Consider the following 17,170-nt stretch of genomic DNA (forward strand, 5'->3'; position numbering starts at 1 on the left):
CGGGGGGCATGATGATTGCCGCCGATGATCGCTTTTCTGGGGGTGAAATCCGTATCCTCCCCTCGGTGCAGACCGATCAATTCGCCACCGATACGCTCGCCCGTCTGGAAACCACCGCCTTTCAAAAGGATGCCCGTGCCAGCCGCATGGGCGCGCGGATGGGCCATGACGGTCCGGGCTTTTCCTCGGATGCGCATCTGGCGATCCTGTCGGAGATCATCGTGCCCGGCGATGTGCAGGTGATCGGCGATGGCTCGCCTTTCGTGCTGCTCAACGAATGCCAGTCCATGGGCGGCTATCCCCGCATCGCGACGGTGATCAGTTCCGATCTGGCCAAGGTCGCGCAAGCGGCACCCGGCAGCCCGATCCGGTTTCGTTTCGTGACGCTGGACGAGGCACTGTCCGCGCGAACGTCGCTCGATAAGTATCTGAAATCGCTTCCTTCCCGTGTTGAACCCCGCGTGCGCCATCCCGGTGACATACCTGACCTTCTATCCTATCAACTGGTGAGCGGCGTGATTTCCGCCCATCATGATACCCATGAACAGGAGACTTGAGCCATGACCATCCGCGTCGATCTGAACGCCGATATGGGCGAAAGCTTTGGCCCATGGCCCATGGGCAATGATGCCGAGGTTCTGAAGGTCGTGACCTCGGCCAATGTGGCCTGCGGCTTCCACGCGGGTGACCCTAGCGTGATGGCCGAAACGATCAAGGTGGCGCAGGCCAATGGCGTCGGCATCGGCGCACATCCGGGCTTTCCCGATCTTCAGGGATTTGGCCGCCGGCGCATGCAGATGGGCCGCGAAGACCTGCAAAACGCCATCCGCTACCAGTTTGGGGCGATCCGGGGCATGGCAAAGGCGCTTGGCGCCGAGGTGCGGCATTTCAAGCTGCACGGGGCGCTGTCCAATATGTGCTCCGAGGATCAGGAGATGGCCCGCGCCTGTTATGAGGCGGCGCTGTCGGTCGATCCCGATGTGATCATCTTCGTTCTGGCCTCGACCGCGCAGGAACCGGCGGTTAAGGCTTTGGGCGCGACCTACGCCGGAGAGATCTTCGCCGACCGGGCCTATAATGACGACGCTACCCTTGTGGACCGCAGCCTGCCCGGCGCGGTGATCCATGATGCGGACCGGGCGGCCAAGCGCATGGTCGAGATGGTCAAGGCAGGGGCCATCATCGCGGAATCGGGCAAGGTGATCCCGTCGCGCGTCGACACGATCTGCCTGCATGGCGACAACGAGACCGCGCTGCAAATTGCCCGCGCGGTGCGTGCGGGGCTGGAGGCCGAGGGCGTCAAACTGGCCCCAGTGGGGGCATGAGACTGGCCCTGTCGCCTTGCGTCATGATCCTGTTTCATGGCCGCCATATCGTCACCCTGCGCCTGAGTCGCGAGGCTCCCCTCCTCGTGCGCGCTTCTGCCCGGAGGTCAGCCCCATGACCACGCTCTCCAACACCCCTTACGAGTCGCTCAAGGTGGGAATGGAGGCTGCCTCCCCCCGGCTGGTCACGGCGGATGATCTCTATGTCTTCGCCAATTCCAGCGGCAATCATAACCCGATGCATCTGCCGCGCGAGGATGGTGACGGTGACGGACGGCCCGAGGCGATTGCGCCGGGCATGTGGGTGGGGGCGCTGATTTCCTCGGTTCTGGGCAATCAATTGCCGGGTCCGGGTACGCTGTATAAACGCCAGACGCTGACCTTCCTTGACCGCGCCCATGCGGGCGAAACGCTGGTGGCCAAGGTGCGGGTGGCGGAGAAGCTGCCGGGCAATGTGGTGTGTTTCGACACCTGGGTGGAACGGAACGACGGGCTGCGCATTTGCGAGGGGCGGGCCGAGGTGATCGCCCCGGACCGCCCGATGAGCTTCGATGACATGGACGTGCCGGCCCTGACGGTGCAGCGGCATCAGCATTTCGACCGGCTGCTGGAACTGGCCGCCCCTCTGCCCGCGCTGGCCACCGCCGTTGTGGCCCCGGAAAAGCCCGATGCGCTGAACGGGGCGCTTCTGGCGCGGGACCATACGCTGATTGATCCCGTCTTTGTCGGCTGCGCGAAGAAGATCGCTGCGGCAGCGGAGGAGCTTGGCGCGGATCTGACCGGCATCGAGATCATCGACGTGCCAGACAACCGCGCTGCCGCTTTGCGCGCTGTGGCCCTGATCCACGAAGGCCGGGCCAAGGCGCTGATGAAGGGGCATCTGCATACCGATCAGCTGCTGCACGCGATCCTGAAAAAAGAGGGCGGGCTGCGCACCAATCGCCGCCTCAGCCATGTCTTCGTGATGGATGTGCCGGGGCTCGATCATCTTCTGTTCGTGACCGATGCGGCGATCAACATCTCGCCCGATCTCGATTGCAAGGTGTCGATCTGTCAGAACGCGATTGATCTTGCCCTGTCGCTTGGCATCGTACAGCCCAAGGTGGGGGTGTTGTCGGCGGTGGAAACGGTGACGCCCTCCATCCCCTCGACGCTGGATGCTGCTGTGCTGTCAAAGATGGCCGACCGGGGCCAGATCACCGGCGGGTTGGTCGACGGGCCTCTGGCCATGGACAATGCAATTGATCTGGAGGCCGCACGCACCAAGGGCATCACCGGGCTGGTTGCGGGACATGCCGATATCCTGCTGGCCCCCAACCTCGAAGCGGGCAACATGATCGCCAAGGAGCTGAGCTTCCTCGCCCATGCCGAAGCCGCGGGCGTGGTGATGGGGGCGCAGGTTCCGGTGATCCTCAATTCCCGCGCCGATGACGACAAGGCGCGGCTGGCCTCCTGCGCGGTGGCTGCGCTTTACGCGGAAAGCCTGACATGACCGGCGTGATCCTGACCCTCAACGCCGGGTCCAGCTCGATCAAGTTCGCGCTTTACGGGGCCTTGGCGGCACCGGCTCTGGAAGCCTCTGGCATGGTCGACGCCATCGGCCCGGATGCCCGGCTGGTTCTGAAACCGGAAGGCGGCGCGAAAATCAGCACCGCGCTCGGCAAGACCGACCATGTCGCGGGGGTCTCTGCCATCCTGACCGCGTTGGAGCCGTTTCTGGCCAGCCGGCCTGTCCTCGGGGTCGGACATCGCATCGTCCATGGCGGACCCGAGATCGACGGCCCCCGCGTGCTGGATGCCGCCCTGCTGGACTATCTGGAAACGCTGAAACCGCTCGCCCCGCTGCATCAACCCCATAACCTTGCGGCCGTCCACGCGGCCCGCGCGGCCTTCCCGGATGCGGTGCAGGTGGGGGCCTTCGACACCGCCTTCCATCGGGGGCATCCGCGGGTGCATGACCTCTTCGCATTGCCGCGCCGCTATTACGATCAGGGCGTGCGCCGCTACGGGTTCCACGGGCTGAGTTACGATTTCATTGCGGGCAAGATGGCGCGTAATTACCCGGATCTGGCCAGAGGCAAGGTGATCGTCGCCCATCTGGGAAACGGGGCCTCGCTGTGCGGCATCGAAAACGGGCGCTCGATCTCGTCCACCATGGGGTTTTCGGCGCTGGAGGGGCTGTGCATGGGTACGCGGCCCGGGCAGGTCGATCCGGGCGTTCTGCTTTACCTGATGAAAGAAGAGGGGATGGGCTATGACGACCTGACCCGGCTTCTTTACAAGGAAAGCGGGATGCTGGGTCTGTCCGGGATCAGCCATGACATGCGGGAACTCCTGGCGTCGGATGTGCCGGAGGCGGAGGAGGCGATTGGCTATTACTGTGCCCGGCTGGCCCGGGAAATCGGGGCGATGGCCGCCGTGCTTGCCGGGGTGGATGCGTTGGTGTTCACGGGGGGCGTGGGTGAAAACGCGGCCCCGATCCGGGCGCGTGCGCTGGAGCGGCTCGGGTTTCTGGGGCTGGACCTGGACCCCGCCGCCAATGCAGCCAATGCGACCGTGATTGATGCCGGTCGGGTGCCGATCCTGGTCCTGCCGACGGATGAAGAAAGCGTGATCGCCCGGTCAACCAAGGCGTTGATTGCTGAGTGACCAGAGACCTGCCCGCTGTGTGCGTCTGCATCGGGGGTTGCTTTGCCGAACCTCGCCCCGTTTGACACCGCCCGCTGCCAATCCTCGCTATTGACGCGCAGCCCGACCCATCTTGGGACTGCGCTTCAAAAAGCGTTCACCCTAACCGGCGTTAACCTTAACCAGTGTTACCCTTTATGCGATGGTCTTTGAGCGTCGTCAGTGCCGCGCGGGAAGAGCCTTGAAATCAGGGCGCGGCTTGCGCCGCGTCACCTTTGCAAATTCGGCGCGCCGCCCCATCTATGGAAGATGCGCTACCTGCTATTGCTCCTGCTGCCCGTTGCCCTGCTGCTCTATATCCGGCTTTCTCCCATGTCGGTCGAGCGGTGGCATTTGGACCCGTCAACGGCGGAACGGCCCCGCACGCCGAATGCCTATCTTCTAAGGGGCAGCGACGGGGACGCCCCGCCATTGATGCTTCAAGCATCCCCCGAAGCCGTCTCAGATGCCCTGGATCGCGTCCTGGCCACGGCCCCGCGCGTGTCGCGCCTTGCGGGCAGGGCGGAGGATGGGCTGGTGACCTATGTGCAGCGAAGCCGGATCATGGGCTATCCCGATGCGATTTCCATCCGGCTCAGCCCGGAAGGGGATGGAACGCGGGTCGAGGTGTTCTCCCGGTCCCGCTTCGGCTACGGCGATGCCGGGGTGAATGCGGCCCGCGTCACCCGCTGGATGGAGCGGCTGGAGGCAGCGCTAGCCCCTTGACGGCGCGCGCGCCCCGCGCCACACCGCCTGTCATGTTGCCCGCAGATCGCCTGACCCAGATCACCGAACGGTTCGAGTTTCTCGAAGCCCGGCTGAATGCCGGTCCCGCCGCCGATGAGATCGCGGCGATCAGCCGAGAGTATTCGGACCTCAAACCGGTCGTGGACCAGATCGCCGCCTATCGCCGGATCCTGACCGACATTGCCGAGGCCGAGGCGATGCTGGACGACCCCGACATGGCGGAACTGGCGGAGGAGGAGTTGCCGCATCTGCGCGATGCGCTGCCCGAGGCCGAGAAAGCCCTGCAACTGGCACTCTTGCCCAAGGACGCCGCAGATGCCCGCCCGGCGATGGTGGAAATCCGCCCCGGCACCGGTGGCGATGAGGCGGCGCTGTTCGCCGGTGACCTGCTGCGCATGTATGAACGCTACGCCGATGCGCGCGGCTGGAAGCTGGAGATCATCGAACAGCAACTGACCGAGCTTGGCGGCATCAAGGAGGTCGTGGCCCATGTGACCGGCGAGGGCGTCTTTGCCCGGCTGAAATACGAATCCGGCGTGCATCGGGTACAACGGGTGCCAACCACGGAATCGGGCGGGCGTATTCACACCTCTGCCGCCACCGTCGCTGTGCTGCCCGAGGCCGAAGAGGTCGATATCGACATTCCCGCGCAGGACATCCGCATCGACACGATGCGCGCCAGCGGGGCAGGGGGGCAGCACGTCAACACCACCGACTCCGCCGTGCGGATCACCCATATTCCGTCGGGTATCGTGGTGACGAGTTCCGAGAAATCGCAGCACCGCAACCGAGAGATTGCCATGTCGGTCCTGCGTGCCCGGCTGTTTGATCTGGAACGCCAGAAAGCCGCCGATGAACGCGCCGCCGACCGCAAGGCGCAGGTGGGCTCCGGCGACCGCTCCGAACGCATCCGAACCTATAATTTCCCGCAAGGGCGCATCACCGATCACCGCATCAACCTGACGCTCTACAAGCTCGACCAGGTCATGCAGGGCGATCTGGATGAGCTGATCGACGCCCTGATCTCCGATGATCAGGCCCGGATGCTGGCGGAGATGGAGGGGTGAGCGACGCCCCCCTAACCGTGACCACCGCCCTTCGCGCGCTGAAATCCGAGATGGAGTATGACGGCGCCGACCTGCCCATGTCCGAGTTGCGGATGCTGCTGGCCCATGCCATGGGGGCAGACCCTGCGCGCCTGACCCTGATGGCGCAGGACGAGGTGGCGCAAGAGGTCTTCGAAGAGGCGCGGCGTCTCTACTTCCGTCGCTCCTTCGGTGTGCCCATGTCCCATATCCGCGGCTATCGCGATTTCTATGGCCGCCGCTTCACCGTGACCGACAAGGTTCTGGACCCGCGCCCGGACACGGAGGCCCTGATCGAGCTGGCCCTGAGCGAGCCCTTTTCAGAGGTGTTGGACCTCGGCACCGGATCGGGCTGTATCCTGATCACGCTTCTGGCGGAACGGCCTCGGGCGACGGGGATCGCGACCGATCTCTCGACCGACGCGCTGCAGGTGGCCGAGGCCAATGCCGAAAAACACGCTGTCCTGCCGCGGGCTGCCTTTCTGCACAGCAACTGGCTGGAAATCGTGGGCGGGCAGTTCGATCTGATCGTCTCCAACCCGCCCTATATCGCGCTCGACGAGATGCCGGGCCTCTCCGCCGAGGTGCATCACGAACCAAGGATGGCACTGACCGATGAAGGGGATGGGCTGTCCGCCTACCGCATCATCACCCGGGATGCCCCTGCGCATCTCAAGTTTGGCGGTCGGCTGATGGTCGAGATCGGCCCGACCCAGGGGGACGCGGTGGCCGACATGTTCCGCAAGGCAGGGCTTGAAGAGGTGCAGGTCCGACCCGATCTTGATGGCAGGGATCGCGTGGTTCTGGGCAGAAAACCCGCCTGATCGGGCACGCATGGCGTCATTTTGCGCGATATTTCCGCCAACCCCGGCGGAAATCACCGCAAGAGGGGCAGTTTGCCCTTGTTTTGCCGGGAAACCCGTGGTTACACAGGGGCAGCGGATGCGGAATGGACATCAGGCCATGCCCCCGCGGTTCACCCTCAGACGAGACGAAAACAGCAGGGATAACCGCAACAGCAGGGGCAAGCTGCAACGTCCAGCCGGACAGGCCCGATTGCCTGACCATCGCATGTCCCGCATCCCAATGACACCAGGACAACTGGAACAGATACAGACACATGAGATCATCTAAAAACCGTTCGCGGTCCAAGGGCAATCGCAACAACAACCGCTCCATGGGCAACATCGTCAACCGCGTGTTCGACAGTTCCGGCCCCGAGGGTAAGGTCCGTGGGACGCCGCAGCAGATTATTGACAAGTACAATCAGCTGACCCGCGATGCGCAGCTCGCCAATGACAGGGTGGCCGCCGAGAACTTCCAGCAGCATGCGGAGCATTACGCGCGGATGCTGGGAGAAGCGCAGCGCGAACAGGACGCCCGCCGCGCCGAGCAGGAAGCGCAGCAGCAGCAACAGCAGCAGGCCCGCGAGGCCCGTCAGGCGCGCGAAGATGAGGCCGCGCAGGACCAGCCCACAGACATGCCCGACAGCAAGCTGGAGCAGAAGTCCTTCGGCGAGGTGATCGACGTGCCCGCATCGGGCGACAGCGGCCTGGTCAGCACGCCCGAAAGCGCGCCCAAGCCCAAACGCCCCCGCACCCGCCGTGCGCCGAAGAAAACGGCAGAAGCCCCGTCGGAGGGGCAGGGTGACGCGCCGAATTCTCCGGAAGAAGGCCCGCAGGCGGCCGAATAAGCCTCAGCCCGCCGCCACCTGGCGGGCGAGCGCACAGAACCCCTCGATCGGGACCTGTTCGGCCCGGTCGGTGGGTTTCAGCCCCGCCGCGAGGATGCGATCCTCGATATCCGGGGCAATCCCCTTCAGAGCCGCCCGCAACATCTTGCGCCGCTGGTTGAACCCGGCGGCGACGACGCGTTCCAGAACCTTGGGATCAGCGGCAAAGCGCGGCTCTGGCAGCGCCTCCAGATGCACGACGGCGGAGCGCACCTTGGGCGGTGGCGTGAACGCCTCGGGCGGCAGGGTCAGGGCAATCTTTGCGCTGCAGCGCCATTGCGCCAGAACCGCAAGCCGCCCATAGGCCTTGCCGCCGGGCTGCGCCACGATCCGCTCCGCCACTTCGCGCTGAAACATCAGGGTCAGGCTTTGCCACTCAGGCGGCCAGATCTTCGGGGTCAGCCAACGCACCAGCAGTTCCGTGCCCACATTATAGGGCAGGTTGGCGACAACCTTGATTGGCGGGCTCAGATGCGCGGCCCAATCGACCTGCAACGCGTCTTCGTTCAAAACCTCCAGCTGACCGGGATAGGCCGCCGAAATCTCGGCCAGCGCCGGCAAACACCGCGCATCCTTCTCGATGGCCACCACCCGCCGCGCGCCTTCGGCCAGCAACCCGCGCGTGAGGCCGCCGGGGCCGGGCCCCACCTCCAGCACATCGCAGCCGGTCAGGTCCCCCGCCGCGCGGGCAATCTTCGCGGTCAGGTTCAGATCCAGCAGGAAGTTCTGCCCAAGCGCCTTGCGGGCACTCAGCCCATGGGTCGCGATCACCTCGCGCAGCGGCGGCAGCCCGTCAATCGTGGCCATGCAACACTCCATTAAGGTTAACGCGCGCGCCCCCTTTCAGCTTGGCAAAAATACCTCGGGGGAGTCGCGTAGCGACGGGGGCAGCGCCCCCTCCAACCTGCCTCATACCGCGCCTCCCGCCCGGGCAAGGGCCATGTCGCGCGCCATACGCAGCGCAGCGATCATGCTGGCCGGATCCGCCATGCCGCGCCCGGCGATATCGAACGCCGTCCCGTGATCGGGCGAGGTGCGGATGAAAGGCAGTCCAAGCGTCACATTCACGCCGCCCGCGAAATCCAGCGTCTTGATCGGAATGAGTGCCTGATCGTGATACATGGCAATCGCCGCATCATAGCCCGCCCGCGCGCCCGCGTGGAACATGGTGTCGGCAGAGGCAGGCCCCGAAATCCGCATCCCTTCGGTGCGCAGCATGTCCAGCACCGGGGTGATGACTGCCATCTCCTCGACCCCCATGGTGCCGCCTTCACCCGCATGGGGATTGAGACCTGCCACCGCCAATCGCGGGGCCTCCAGCCCGAAATCGCGGATCAGCGCCGCATGTGTGACGCGAATCGTATCGGCCAGAAGCTCCGGTGTCAGCGCCTCGGGAACATCGGCCAGCGCGATGTGGATCGTGACCGGCACCACCCGCAGGGCATCGCAGGCCAGCATCATCACCACGCGGTCCACACCCGCAAGTTGGGCCAGGAATTCGGTGTGACCGGGAAAGGCGAAGCCCGCCCCGTCCTTCAGCGCCTTCTTGTGGATGGGTGCGGTACAGATCGCCGAGGCCTGGCCCGACCGAACCAGATCGACGCCTTTCCCGATCACGTCGATTACGCCTTGCGCGTTACGCGGGTCGGGCTGGCCGGGTGCGGCATCTGCGGCAAAATCATGGGCCAGCAGCGGCAGGCGTCCAAGTGGCACGCCCAAGGCGTCCGCGGGGGCCGAGATCAGGTCAACGGCCCCATAGGCTTCGAAATGACGCCGATCCCCAATGGCGAAGAAGGGCAGATCCGCCCCAAGCGCGGCACGTGCCTTGACGATGATTTCCGGGCCGATCCCCGACGGCTCCCCGCAGCTGACAGCCACGGGGGGCAGTGTCTGCGCGGTCATGGGTTTTCGTCGATGATCGCATCGGCGCGCAGTTCGGCCAGATAGCCCTGCGCATAGCTTTCCAGACGCTGCTGGAACAGGGCCTGCCGGACTTCGTCGCGTCCACCTTCGGGCAGTTCCGTGGACCGGCCGCAGAGCATCAGGAACAGAAGCTGCGTCCCGTTCGCGCGGGTCAGCCCGGTCGAAACCTCGTTGGCATCCAGACGGGTCAGCTCGAGCGAGATATCACCGGGCACATCCTCGATCGGCAGGGAAACAAGTTCAAAGCCGCCCGGACGCACACCGTTCAGATCGTCACAGGTGTCGATGCTGTCGCGCAGATCCTGCGCCTCGGCCAAGGCCTCGGCGCTGTGGCCGCCGGGGATCAGCACCTCGGCATATTCGACCGCCATCACCTCTGGCGATACGAACCCGGTCTCGTCCAGCCCGCGCAGCTGGAAAATCGCGATGGCAGGTCCAAGCGGCACTGGGTCTGTCACGTCGCCCACATTCATCGGCAGAAGGATCGCGCGCAGTTGCGGCGGGATCGCGGACAGGGGGCGCCAGCCAAGGCCGCCACCCTGACGGCCCGTTGCCGCAGCGGAATAGGCGCGGGCGGCTTCCGAAAAGGCCCCGATCGAGCCATCGAGTTCCCGCGCCAGGCGGGCAATGTCGGCGCGGATCTGATCGGCGTTTTCCGGGGTGATCGGCACCACGAGCTCGGCGACATTGATCTGTGCGCCGCCATCGGATGCGGACAGGGTCAGCGCCCGGTCGATCTCTTCCTCGGTGACCTGTGCGCGGGGGCCAAAACGGGCGCGCACGATATTGCGCCAGGTGATCCCGGCCGCCACGAAATCGCGGAAGGTTTCCGGCGAAATCCCCTCGTTCTGCAAGGCGCCCAGAAAGGCCTCGGTGTTCATGTTGGCGCGGCCCGCGAATTCGGCCATGCCCTCTTCGATATCGTCGATGCTGGCGAGCATGCCGAACCGCTCGCCGACTTCGCGTTGCAGGCGTTCGTTGATCAGGGCTTCGCGCGCCTCTTCCTGCAAGTCGCCGGGTGCGTTCAGAGCTTCGAGAAACAGCACCCGCTGCGTGATTTCGTAGTGCGTGACGATCTGGTCATTCACGGTCACAGCCGCCGAAAACGGGCTTTGCGCCGTGGCCGGTGTCAACGCGGCAAGGGACAGGGCAAGCGCTGCGGTCAGGGTTTTCAGGGGGCCTGCGATGCGGGGTCTGTCTGCTTGGGTCGTCATGGTCATATGCGTCATTCTTTCGTCCGGCGTTCCGGTCACCTGTGGCAGCTTCGGTCATAGCTGCGCCCGTCGCGGGACGCGCCGAAACCGTTCAATGCCACAGTCAATCCGATATCGGTGGCTGAGGGCAACGTAGCCGAGGTCGTGAACCGACGCGAGAGAGAAAACTCCACGTCCACGCACTCGGTTGCGTAGATCAGGCTCAATCCCGCCCTTGTGGGCTCGTTGGCCTCGAAATCATAGCGCCAGTCCACTGTCGCGGCCCAGGCATTGTCGAAATCATAGCTGGCGTCAAAGGCCCATTCCGCCATGTCCTGAGGGCGGCCCTCGGCGGGATCTGCTTCCAGCCAGGTGATCGAAGAGGCAAGATCGAACTGCTCCTCCTCCCACATCAGGGCGAATTCATTCGAGCTGATATTGAAGGACTCGCTGAACAGGGCGCGGTTCATCAGGGTCAGCGAATTGCCGATCCCGAGGCTAGTGGATAGCATGAAATCGGATTGCGTCCCGTCCAGCCCCGATCCTTGGGTGAATTGCGCATGATCGCGTTCGCGCAAGACCTGCCCGACTGTCACCCCAAGCGACCAGCCAAGCGGATCGTTGCGGGTATAGGACAGCCCATAGGCCAGGCGCGGCCCCAGTTCCTGTCCGTCGGCGCCGGGAAAGCGGTTGAGCGAGAACAGGTTGCCCTCGTCGAATTCCACCACGCGCCCATCTTCATTGGGCAGGGCAGGTTGCGTGTCAGGGGCCCAGACATATTGCAGCACCGGTTCCAGAAGATGCGTCACCCCTGCCGAATTCGCCCGCGCCAGGGGCCAGCGCAACTCGGCCGCAAGATAGGGCGTCGAGCGGGTGATGGTGTCGTCATAGGTGGAGTCCTGGCTGATATTGTAGACATCCCCCTGCCATTGCGCCTCGACCGCCGCCAGAATGCCGGCGGGCAAGATCCAGTCGCGCCGCCAATTGGCATCGAAGCTGAGCCGCGCCACATCGCGCCCGTCGATATCGGCATCCGACCGGCGGGCATGGCTGTGCGTGGACATGCCGACCGTTGCAATGCCCCCAAGCCCGGCGGGGCTGAAGCGTTCCGTTACCTCCGCATCAAGGGTCAGGGTGGGCAGGGTGAAATTGTTGTCGCCCTCCCGCAGGGACCGGAACCGGTTGGCGGAAATGCCGATATACTCGTTGCGATCGGCCCGGCTGAGGGTCACGCCCGTGTTCAGGCTGTCTTCCTCGCTATAGCCATACGTCAACAGGTAATCCGGATCCGAGACGGTTTCGTAGGTGAACTCCAGCCGGAAATCGCGCGGCAGGTCGAACCACCCCTCTGCAAAGACGTAGGATCGGGACGAGTCCACCGACAGGTCATCCCAGCTGACAGCCCCGTTCAGTTCGACAAATCCGTTCTCGAACGCCCGGCGAAACCGGGCCTCAAGTGTCTGGCTGTCGCCTGCGGTGATATAGGGCGTGACGGTCAGGTCCGCGTGATCGCCCAACTCGATGAAATAGGGCAGGCGAATGCCGGTGCCCAACTGGTTCGACGCGCGAATGGTCGGGGTCAGAAAGCCGGTGGCGCGTTCCAGCGTCGGATCGGGCAGCCGCAGACGCGGGAACCATGCAATCGGCACACCGAGCGCCCGGAACTGGGCATCTTCGAAATAGAGCTGTTGTTCCTGCTGATCATGGATGATCCGACGCGCCCGGATCTGCCACAGCGGCACCGGGTTGGCGGCGCAGACTTCGCAGGACGATGCGACGGTCTGGTACATTTGCGTGTAGCGCCCGTCGACCCGGTTGATTTGGGTCGCGGCAATCTGCAACTGCCGGTCCAGAACCAGCCGGGCGGATTGTAGCACACCGTTTTGCAAATCGGCCGAAAGCTCGGCGAAATCGGCGAAGACGATGCTGCGGCCGCTGTCTTCGGTCAGGGTGATCGGGCCTTCCACGGTCACGCGATCCGCGGTGCCATCATAGACAATCCGGCCCGCGCGCAGCCTGACCCCGTTGTAGAAGATCTCGACATTGCCGCTGGCGGTGACCGAGGTGGTTGCGCCGGAAAAGCGGATGTCGTCGGCGATCAGCGTCGCGGGAATGGCGCGCGTTTGCGCGGCCAGCGGGCTTGCCAGCAGGATCAGGGACAGAAGAAACGCGCCGATCCGCATCATCCGTCCTCCGTATGCAAGAGAATTCCAAGCGACAGCAGAATCGCCGCGATCGGTGGAGTCCATGCCGCGACGGCCACCGGCAACTGGCCGGTTTCCCCCAGAACCTGCGCGAAATTGCGCAGGAAGAACAGCCCGAATCCCACCAGCAATGCGAATAGCACCATCATCCCCGTTTTCCCAAAACGTGTATGCCTCATCGTGAAGCTCGCGCCAATCAGAACCATCGCGGCGAGAAGCAGGGGATTGGCCAATTCACTCATGAACCACATGCGGTGTTGCAGGGCGGCAAAGCCCGCCGTGCGCAGTTGCGAGATGAACCGGGGCAGTTCGTAGATCGGAATCGTCGTGGGGCGGCCGAAACTGTCGCGGATCTGATCGCGGGTCAGGGTGGAGGGCAGGGTGAAGGTTTCATGGCTGGTGGCCTCCGCCTCGGGGTTGGCCTGTCCTAGCGGCCAGAGCTTGGCATCGGTCAGCGTCCATGCCCCATCCGTCAGAATAGCGGAGTCCGCGTCAATGCGACTTTGCGCCAACCCGTCGGGGTCGAAGACAAAGAAACTGGTTTCGAAAAGCGACGTGCCATCGGAATTGGCGCGCGCCGCGCGGATCACGGTCTGGCCGAACTGGCTGCCCTGGCGCAGCCACAGCCCTTCGCCAGACACGGACAGGGTTCGGTTTTCGCCGCTCTGGTAGCGCGACATGGAGATCTCGTATTGCCGCTCGGTTGCGGCGACGAGCGGATTGATGACCAGCAGTCCGAGGATTCCGATCACAAGCGACATCATCACCGGCGACAGGGCCGAATGCAGGGCAGACCGGCCCGAGGCCCGTATGACCACAAGCTCGGACGTGCGCGCCAGGGACAGGAACAGAACGAGCGTTGCCAGGATAATGAACAGCGGCAGCATCCGGTAGAGCGTGCCGGGCAGGTTCAGCAGCGCCAGATTGAACGCCGCGCCTAGCCCCGCATTGCTTTCCCCGATCGCGCGCAGCTGTTCGGCAAGGTCGATCGGCAGCAGAATGGCGACGAAGACCGCCAGCACGATCAGGAACGAGCGCAGGAACCTGCGGGCGATATACAGATGCAGGATCATGCCGCGGCCTCCTGTCGGCGCGGGCGCCGGTGGCCTCGCAGGGCCAGCGCGATCATCAGCGCGGCAATGGCTCCGGCCGCTGCCGGTTGCAGATAGGCCAGCCAAGCCATGCCGTCCTGCCGCATCCCGACGCTTTCAGCCACGTTCCAGATCATCTGCAGGGGAATGATCAACGCGATGGCCAAAAGGATCTGCGGCCAGATGCCAAAGCGCGAGAACGCGCCGAGCATCAGGGTCGCAGCTGCGATCACCGGCACGAACAGCGCGAAGATGGGGCGGGCAAGCCGGTCATGACCCGAGAAGCGGAACTCGGCAAGCGTCGAGCCCTGCGCCTCTGCAAAGGCACGCGGCGCAAACAGCAGCACCGGGGTGGACAGTTCCCGGATATGCAGTGTGCGCGTCTCCGGCGTTTCGATCAGCCCAGCAATGTCATAGGTGAAATCGTCGAATTCGACGATGGACAGGCGCTGCCCTTCGGCCTGCACGGTCTGCGCCACCCCCTCGAACATCACCAGCCGGGGGCCGGCCTCTGACGAGACCAGCAGCGCGCGCCGGGCGGTATAGGTCGTTTCCACATCGGGCGTTGACCTGTCTTGCAGGAACACGTCGCGAAACTCGCCCAGTTCGGTGATCTCGCGGATGTAGACGGTCAGCCCATCCGTGGGGTGGATGAACTCGCCTTCCCGCAGAAGCCTGCCGGTCATGTCCTGAGACACCTCCACCGACCGGTTCATGAGCTGGCCACGGGCGGCGGGCACAAGGTAATGCGCCAGAATCGCCAGAAGCAGCGCGGCCACGACACCGAACACCCAGACCGGACGCAGAAGCCTAAGGGCCGAGCAACCCGCGGTCTGCATCACCACAAGCTCACTTTCCGAAATCATCCGGTTGGTGACATAGATCGCTGCCACAAAGGCCGAGACCGGCAGCACGAGAAAGATGATCTGTGGCAGGGAAAGGGCGGAAAACTCTAGGAAAACCCGCAAGGATTGCCCGTCGCCGATCAGCCTGTCGAACAGGCCCACGGCCCGGTTGACCCAGTAGACCGAGACCAGCACAAGGCTGAAGAAGCTGAACAGCGCCAGAAGCTGTGACAGGATATACCGGTCATAGCGTCCCACGTTCATCGCCCCCCGAAATCAAGCTCTTAACAACCCCAGTAACCAAGGTCTTAATCCAATCGCAGCCACAAGGACAGGCATATCTGGTCAAGCCTGCCCACTAGTTCTAGTGTTGCAACAACATCCAATTCCAGAGGTTCCCACATGACCACGCCGATTGCCATTTCCTTCTCTGAAACCGACCTCGATGCGCTGGCAGGCGCCGAAGGCAAGCTGGCGGTGATCGTCACCCCCGATGGCAAGCTCGACCAGTCTGCGCGCCGGGTGAACCGGCTGACCAAGGGGGCTTTGGTGCGTCTGGCCGAGTCGGACGCCTGGGACAAGGCCAAGACGGGCGATTGCGTGTCTCTGGGCTTTCCGACCGGCCTCGCCGCCGAGGCGCTGCTGGTCGTCAAGCTTCCCCGCCGGGTCAGTGTCGAAGAGGCGCGTCGCGCCGGGGCCGAACTGGCCAAGGCCAAGGGCAAGGCGGCGCTGACCGTGGCCGCCGGGGCGTTCCACCGGGCCGCTGACATGTCTTTCGGACTGACGATGCGGGCCTATGAATTCACCGATCACAAGACCGGTGACCCTTCCATCGGCGAAGGGGCCTTGTTCCTTGTCAGTAAGCCCGAGGACGTGTCCGCCGAAGCCGCGCCCATGACCGCCGTGGCCGAGGGCGTCTTTTTCACCCGCGATCTGGTGAGCGAGCCGTCCAACGTGCTGACCACCGAAGAGTTCGCCGCGCGTCTCGCCGCGATGGCCGATCTGGGGCTGGAGGTGGAGATCCTCGACGAAGCAGAGCTGGAAACACTCGGTATGCGGGCGCTGCTGGCCGTGGGGCAGGGGTCCGAAAGCCCCTCCAAGGTTGTGGTTATGCAGTGGAAGGGCGGCGGGGACGAGGCCCCGCTGGCACTGATCGGCAAGGGTGTTGTTTTCGACACCGGTGGCATCAGCCTGAAACCGGCCGGCGGCATGGAAGACATGACCATGGATATGGGCGGCGCGGGCGTCGTCTCGGGCGTCATGCGCGCGCTGGCGCTGCGCAAGGCCAAGGCCAATGTCGTGGGCGTCGTGGGCCTCGTGGAAAACATGCCCGACGGGCGCGCGCAGCGGCCCGGCGACGTGGTGCGGTCCATGAAGGGCGACACGATCGAGGTGATCAACACCGATGCCGAAGGGCGGCTCGTCCTCTGCGATATCATGTGGTATGCGCAAGACCGCTTCCAGCCTACCGGCATGGTGGACCTCGCCACGCTCACCGGCGCGATCATCATCGGGTTGGGGCATGAAAACGCGGGCGTGTTTTCCAATGATGACGGGTTCTGCAACAGCTTCCTGAAGGCAGCTGGCGCGGAAGGAGAGGGCGCTTGGCGCATGCCTCTCGGCGATGCCTATGACAAGATGCTGAAATCCCATGTGGCGGATATGAAGAATGTGGGCGGCCGTCCTGCGGGCTCGATCACCGCGGCGCAGTTCCTGCAACGTTTTGTGAAGGATGAAACCCCTTGGATTCACCTCGACATTGCAGGTGTGGCCAGCGTCAAGGCGGATACGGCGCTGGCGCCCAAGGGCGCGACCGGTTGGGGCGTCATGGCGCTCGACCGGATGATCCGCGATGGCTACGAGGCGGAGTAACCCCCCATGGGCGCGGCCTATTTCTACCACTTGACCCGGTCCAGCGCCGAGACGACCGTGCAGACCCTTGCGGCCAAGTCGCTGCAAGTGGGCTGGAGGGTGGTGGTCCGGGGCCGCTCGGATGCATTTCTCGACCGGTTGGACGAGCTGCTATGGCTGCGCCCCGAGGAGGGCTTCCTGCCCCATGGCCGCGCGGGCGGGCCGCATGATGCCGATCAGCCGGTATTGTTGTGCAGCGGGGCAGATATCTCCAACGGGGCCGCCTGCCTGATGAGCGTGGAGGGGGCCGAGGTCAGCCCCGACGAGGTGCAGCGCCTCGACCGGGTCTGCATCCTCTTTGATGGCGGCAATAGCGAAGCCGTGGCCCATGCCCGCACCCAATGGAAAGCGCTGACAGGCGCGGGCTGTGCCGCGCAATACTGGTCCGAAGAGGGTGGCAGGTGGGAGAAGAAGGCGGAAACGAGCTGACGCAGAAGGGCGCGTTTT

Annotated in this window: 16 protein-coding genes; 10 read left to right on the forward strand and 6 right to left on the reverse strand. The window is 64.4% G+C overall.

All coding sequences use genetic code 11. The features are described 5' to 3' along the window. The 8 genes from BKY26_RS06865 to BKY26_RS06900 all read left to right on the forward strand — a co-directional run. The coding region (locus tag BKY26_RS06865; RefSeq protein ID WP_483869887.1) for a 5-oxoprolinase subunit C family protein at positions 1–557 on the forward strand (557 nt) is incomplete at its 5' end. Positions 558–560: 3 nt separating this feature from the next. After that, entirely contained in the window at positions 561–1,325 is a 765-nt protein-coding gene (locus BKY26_RS06870; protein ID WP_071689661.1) for a LamB/YcsF family protein, read from the forward strand. 115 nt (positions 1,326–1,440) lie between these two features. Continuing rightward, entirely contained in the window at positions 1,441–2,817 is a 1,377-nt protein-coding gene (locus BKY26_RS06875; protein ID WP_071689662.1) for a bifunctional enoyl-CoA hydratase/phosphate acetyltransferase, read from the forward strand. Further along, entirely contained in the window at positions 2,814–3,974 is a 1,161-nt protein-coding gene (locus BKY26_RS06880) for an acetate/propionate family kinase (RefSeq protein ID WP_071689663.1), read from the forward strand. Before BKY26_RS06875 ends, BKY26_RS06880 begins: the two co-directional genes overlap by 4 nt. Before the next feature lie 288 nt (positions 3,975–4,262). After that, positions 4,263–4,718: a DUF1499 domain-containing protein gene (locus tag BKY26_RS06885; RefSeq protein WP_071689664.1), complete on the forward strand. Its 456-nt coding sequence runs from the start codon at positions 4,263–4,265 to the stop codon at positions 4,716–4,718. A 32-nt stretch (positions 4,719–4,750) separates the two neighbouring features. Beyond that, positions 4,751–5,806, forward strand: coding sequence for a peptide chain release factor 1 (prfA, locus tag BKY26_RS06890; protein WP_071689665.1), 1,056 nt, complete (start codon positions 4,751–4,753; stop codon positions 5,804–5,806). Beyond that, a complete protein-coding gene (gene prmC, locus BKY26_RS06895) occupies positions 5,803–6,648 on the forward strand; it encodes a peptide chain release factor N(5)-glutamine methyltransferase (protein ID WP_227434958.1) in 846 nt (281 codons plus the stop codon). The genes prfA and prmC overlap by 4 nt, the downstream gene beginning before the upstream one ends. Before the next feature lie 296 nt (positions 6,649–6,944). Then, positions 6,945–7,517, forward strand: a complete 573-nt coding sequence (locus BKY26_RS06900) for a DUF4167 domain-containing protein (RefSeq protein ID WP_071689666.1) — start codon at positions 6,945–6,947, stop codon at positions 7,515–7,517. A 3-nt stretch (positions 7,518–7,520) separates the two neighbouring features. Here the strand turns inward: BKY26_RS06900 and rsmA are convergent, their stop codons facing one another. The 6 genes from rsmA to lptF form a co-directional block, all read right to left on the reverse strand. Next, a complete protein-coding gene (gene rsmA, locus BKY26_RS06905) occupies positions 7,521–8,363 on the reverse strand; it encodes a 16S rRNA (adenine(1518)-N(6)/adenine(1519)-N(6))-dimethyltransferase RsmA (RefSeq protein ID WP_071689667.1) in 843 nt (280 codons plus the stop codon). A gap of 102 nt (positions 8,364–8,465) precedes the next feature. Continuing rightward, the gene (gene pdxA, locus BKY26_RS06910; RefSeq protein WP_071689668.1) at positions 8,466–9,458 is read right to left on the reverse strand and encodes a 4-hydroxythreonine-4-phosphate dehydrogenase PdxA; all 993 of its coding nucleotides are present in this window, start codon (positions 9,456–9,458) and stop codon (positions 8,466–8,468) included. Then, complete coding sequence (locus tag BKY26_RS06915; RefSeq protein WP_158514310.1) at positions 9,455–10,693, reverse strand: peptidylprolyl isomerase; 1,239 nt, start codon at positions 10,691–10,693, stop codon at positions 9,455–9,457. The genes pdxA and BKY26_RS06915 overlap by 4 nt, the downstream gene beginning before the upstream one ends. Before the next feature lie 35 nt (positions 10,694–10,728). After that, positions 10,729–12,858: an LPS-assembly protein LptD gene (locus BKY26_RS06920; protein ID WP_071689670.1), complete on the reverse strand. Its 2,130-nt coding sequence runs from the start codon at positions 12,856–12,858 to the stop codon at positions 10,729–10,731. Further along, on the reverse strand, positions 12,855–13,949 hold the full coding sequence (gene lptG / locus BKY26_RS06925; protein ID WP_071689671.1) for an LPS export ABC transporter permease LptG: 1,095 nt from the start codon (positions 13,947–13,949) through the stop codon (positions 12,855–12,857). The genes BKY26_RS06920 and lptG overlap by 4 nt, the downstream gene beginning before the upstream one ends. After that, positions 13,946–15,076 carry an LPS export ABC transporter permease LptF gene (gene lptF / locus BKY26_RS06930; RefSeq protein ID WP_245764434.1) on the reverse strand — a complete coding sequence of 377 codons (1,131 nt, stop codon included), beginning with the start codon at positions 15,074–15,076 and terminating at the stop codon, positions 13,946–13,948. Before lptF ends, lptG begins: the two co-directional genes overlap by 4 nt. A 138-nt stretch (positions 15,077–15,214) precedes the next feature. Between lptF and BKY26_RS06935 the strand changes: the two genes are divergently transcribed. Both BKY26_RS06935 and BKY26_RS06940 read left to right on the forward strand, forming a co-directional pair. Continuing rightward, entirely contained in the window at positions 15,215–16,684 is a 1,470-nt protein-coding gene (locus tag BKY26_RS06935) for a leucyl aminopeptidase (RefSeq protein ID WP_071689672.1), read from the forward strand. 6 nt (positions 16,685–16,690) lie between these two features. Then, positions 16,691–17,152: a DNA polymerase III subunit chi gene (locus BKY26_RS06940; RefSeq protein WP_071689673.1), complete on the forward strand. Its 462-nt coding sequence runs from the start codon at positions 16,691–16,693 to the stop codon at positions 17,150–17,152. Positions 17,153–17,170: the final 18 nt, after the last annotated feature.

This window comes from Nioella sediminis, from assembly GCF_001879695.1.
Classification (GTDB): domain Bacteria; phylum Pseudomonadota; class Alphaproteobacteria; order Rhodobacterales; family Rhodobacteraceae; genus Nioella; species Nioella sediminis.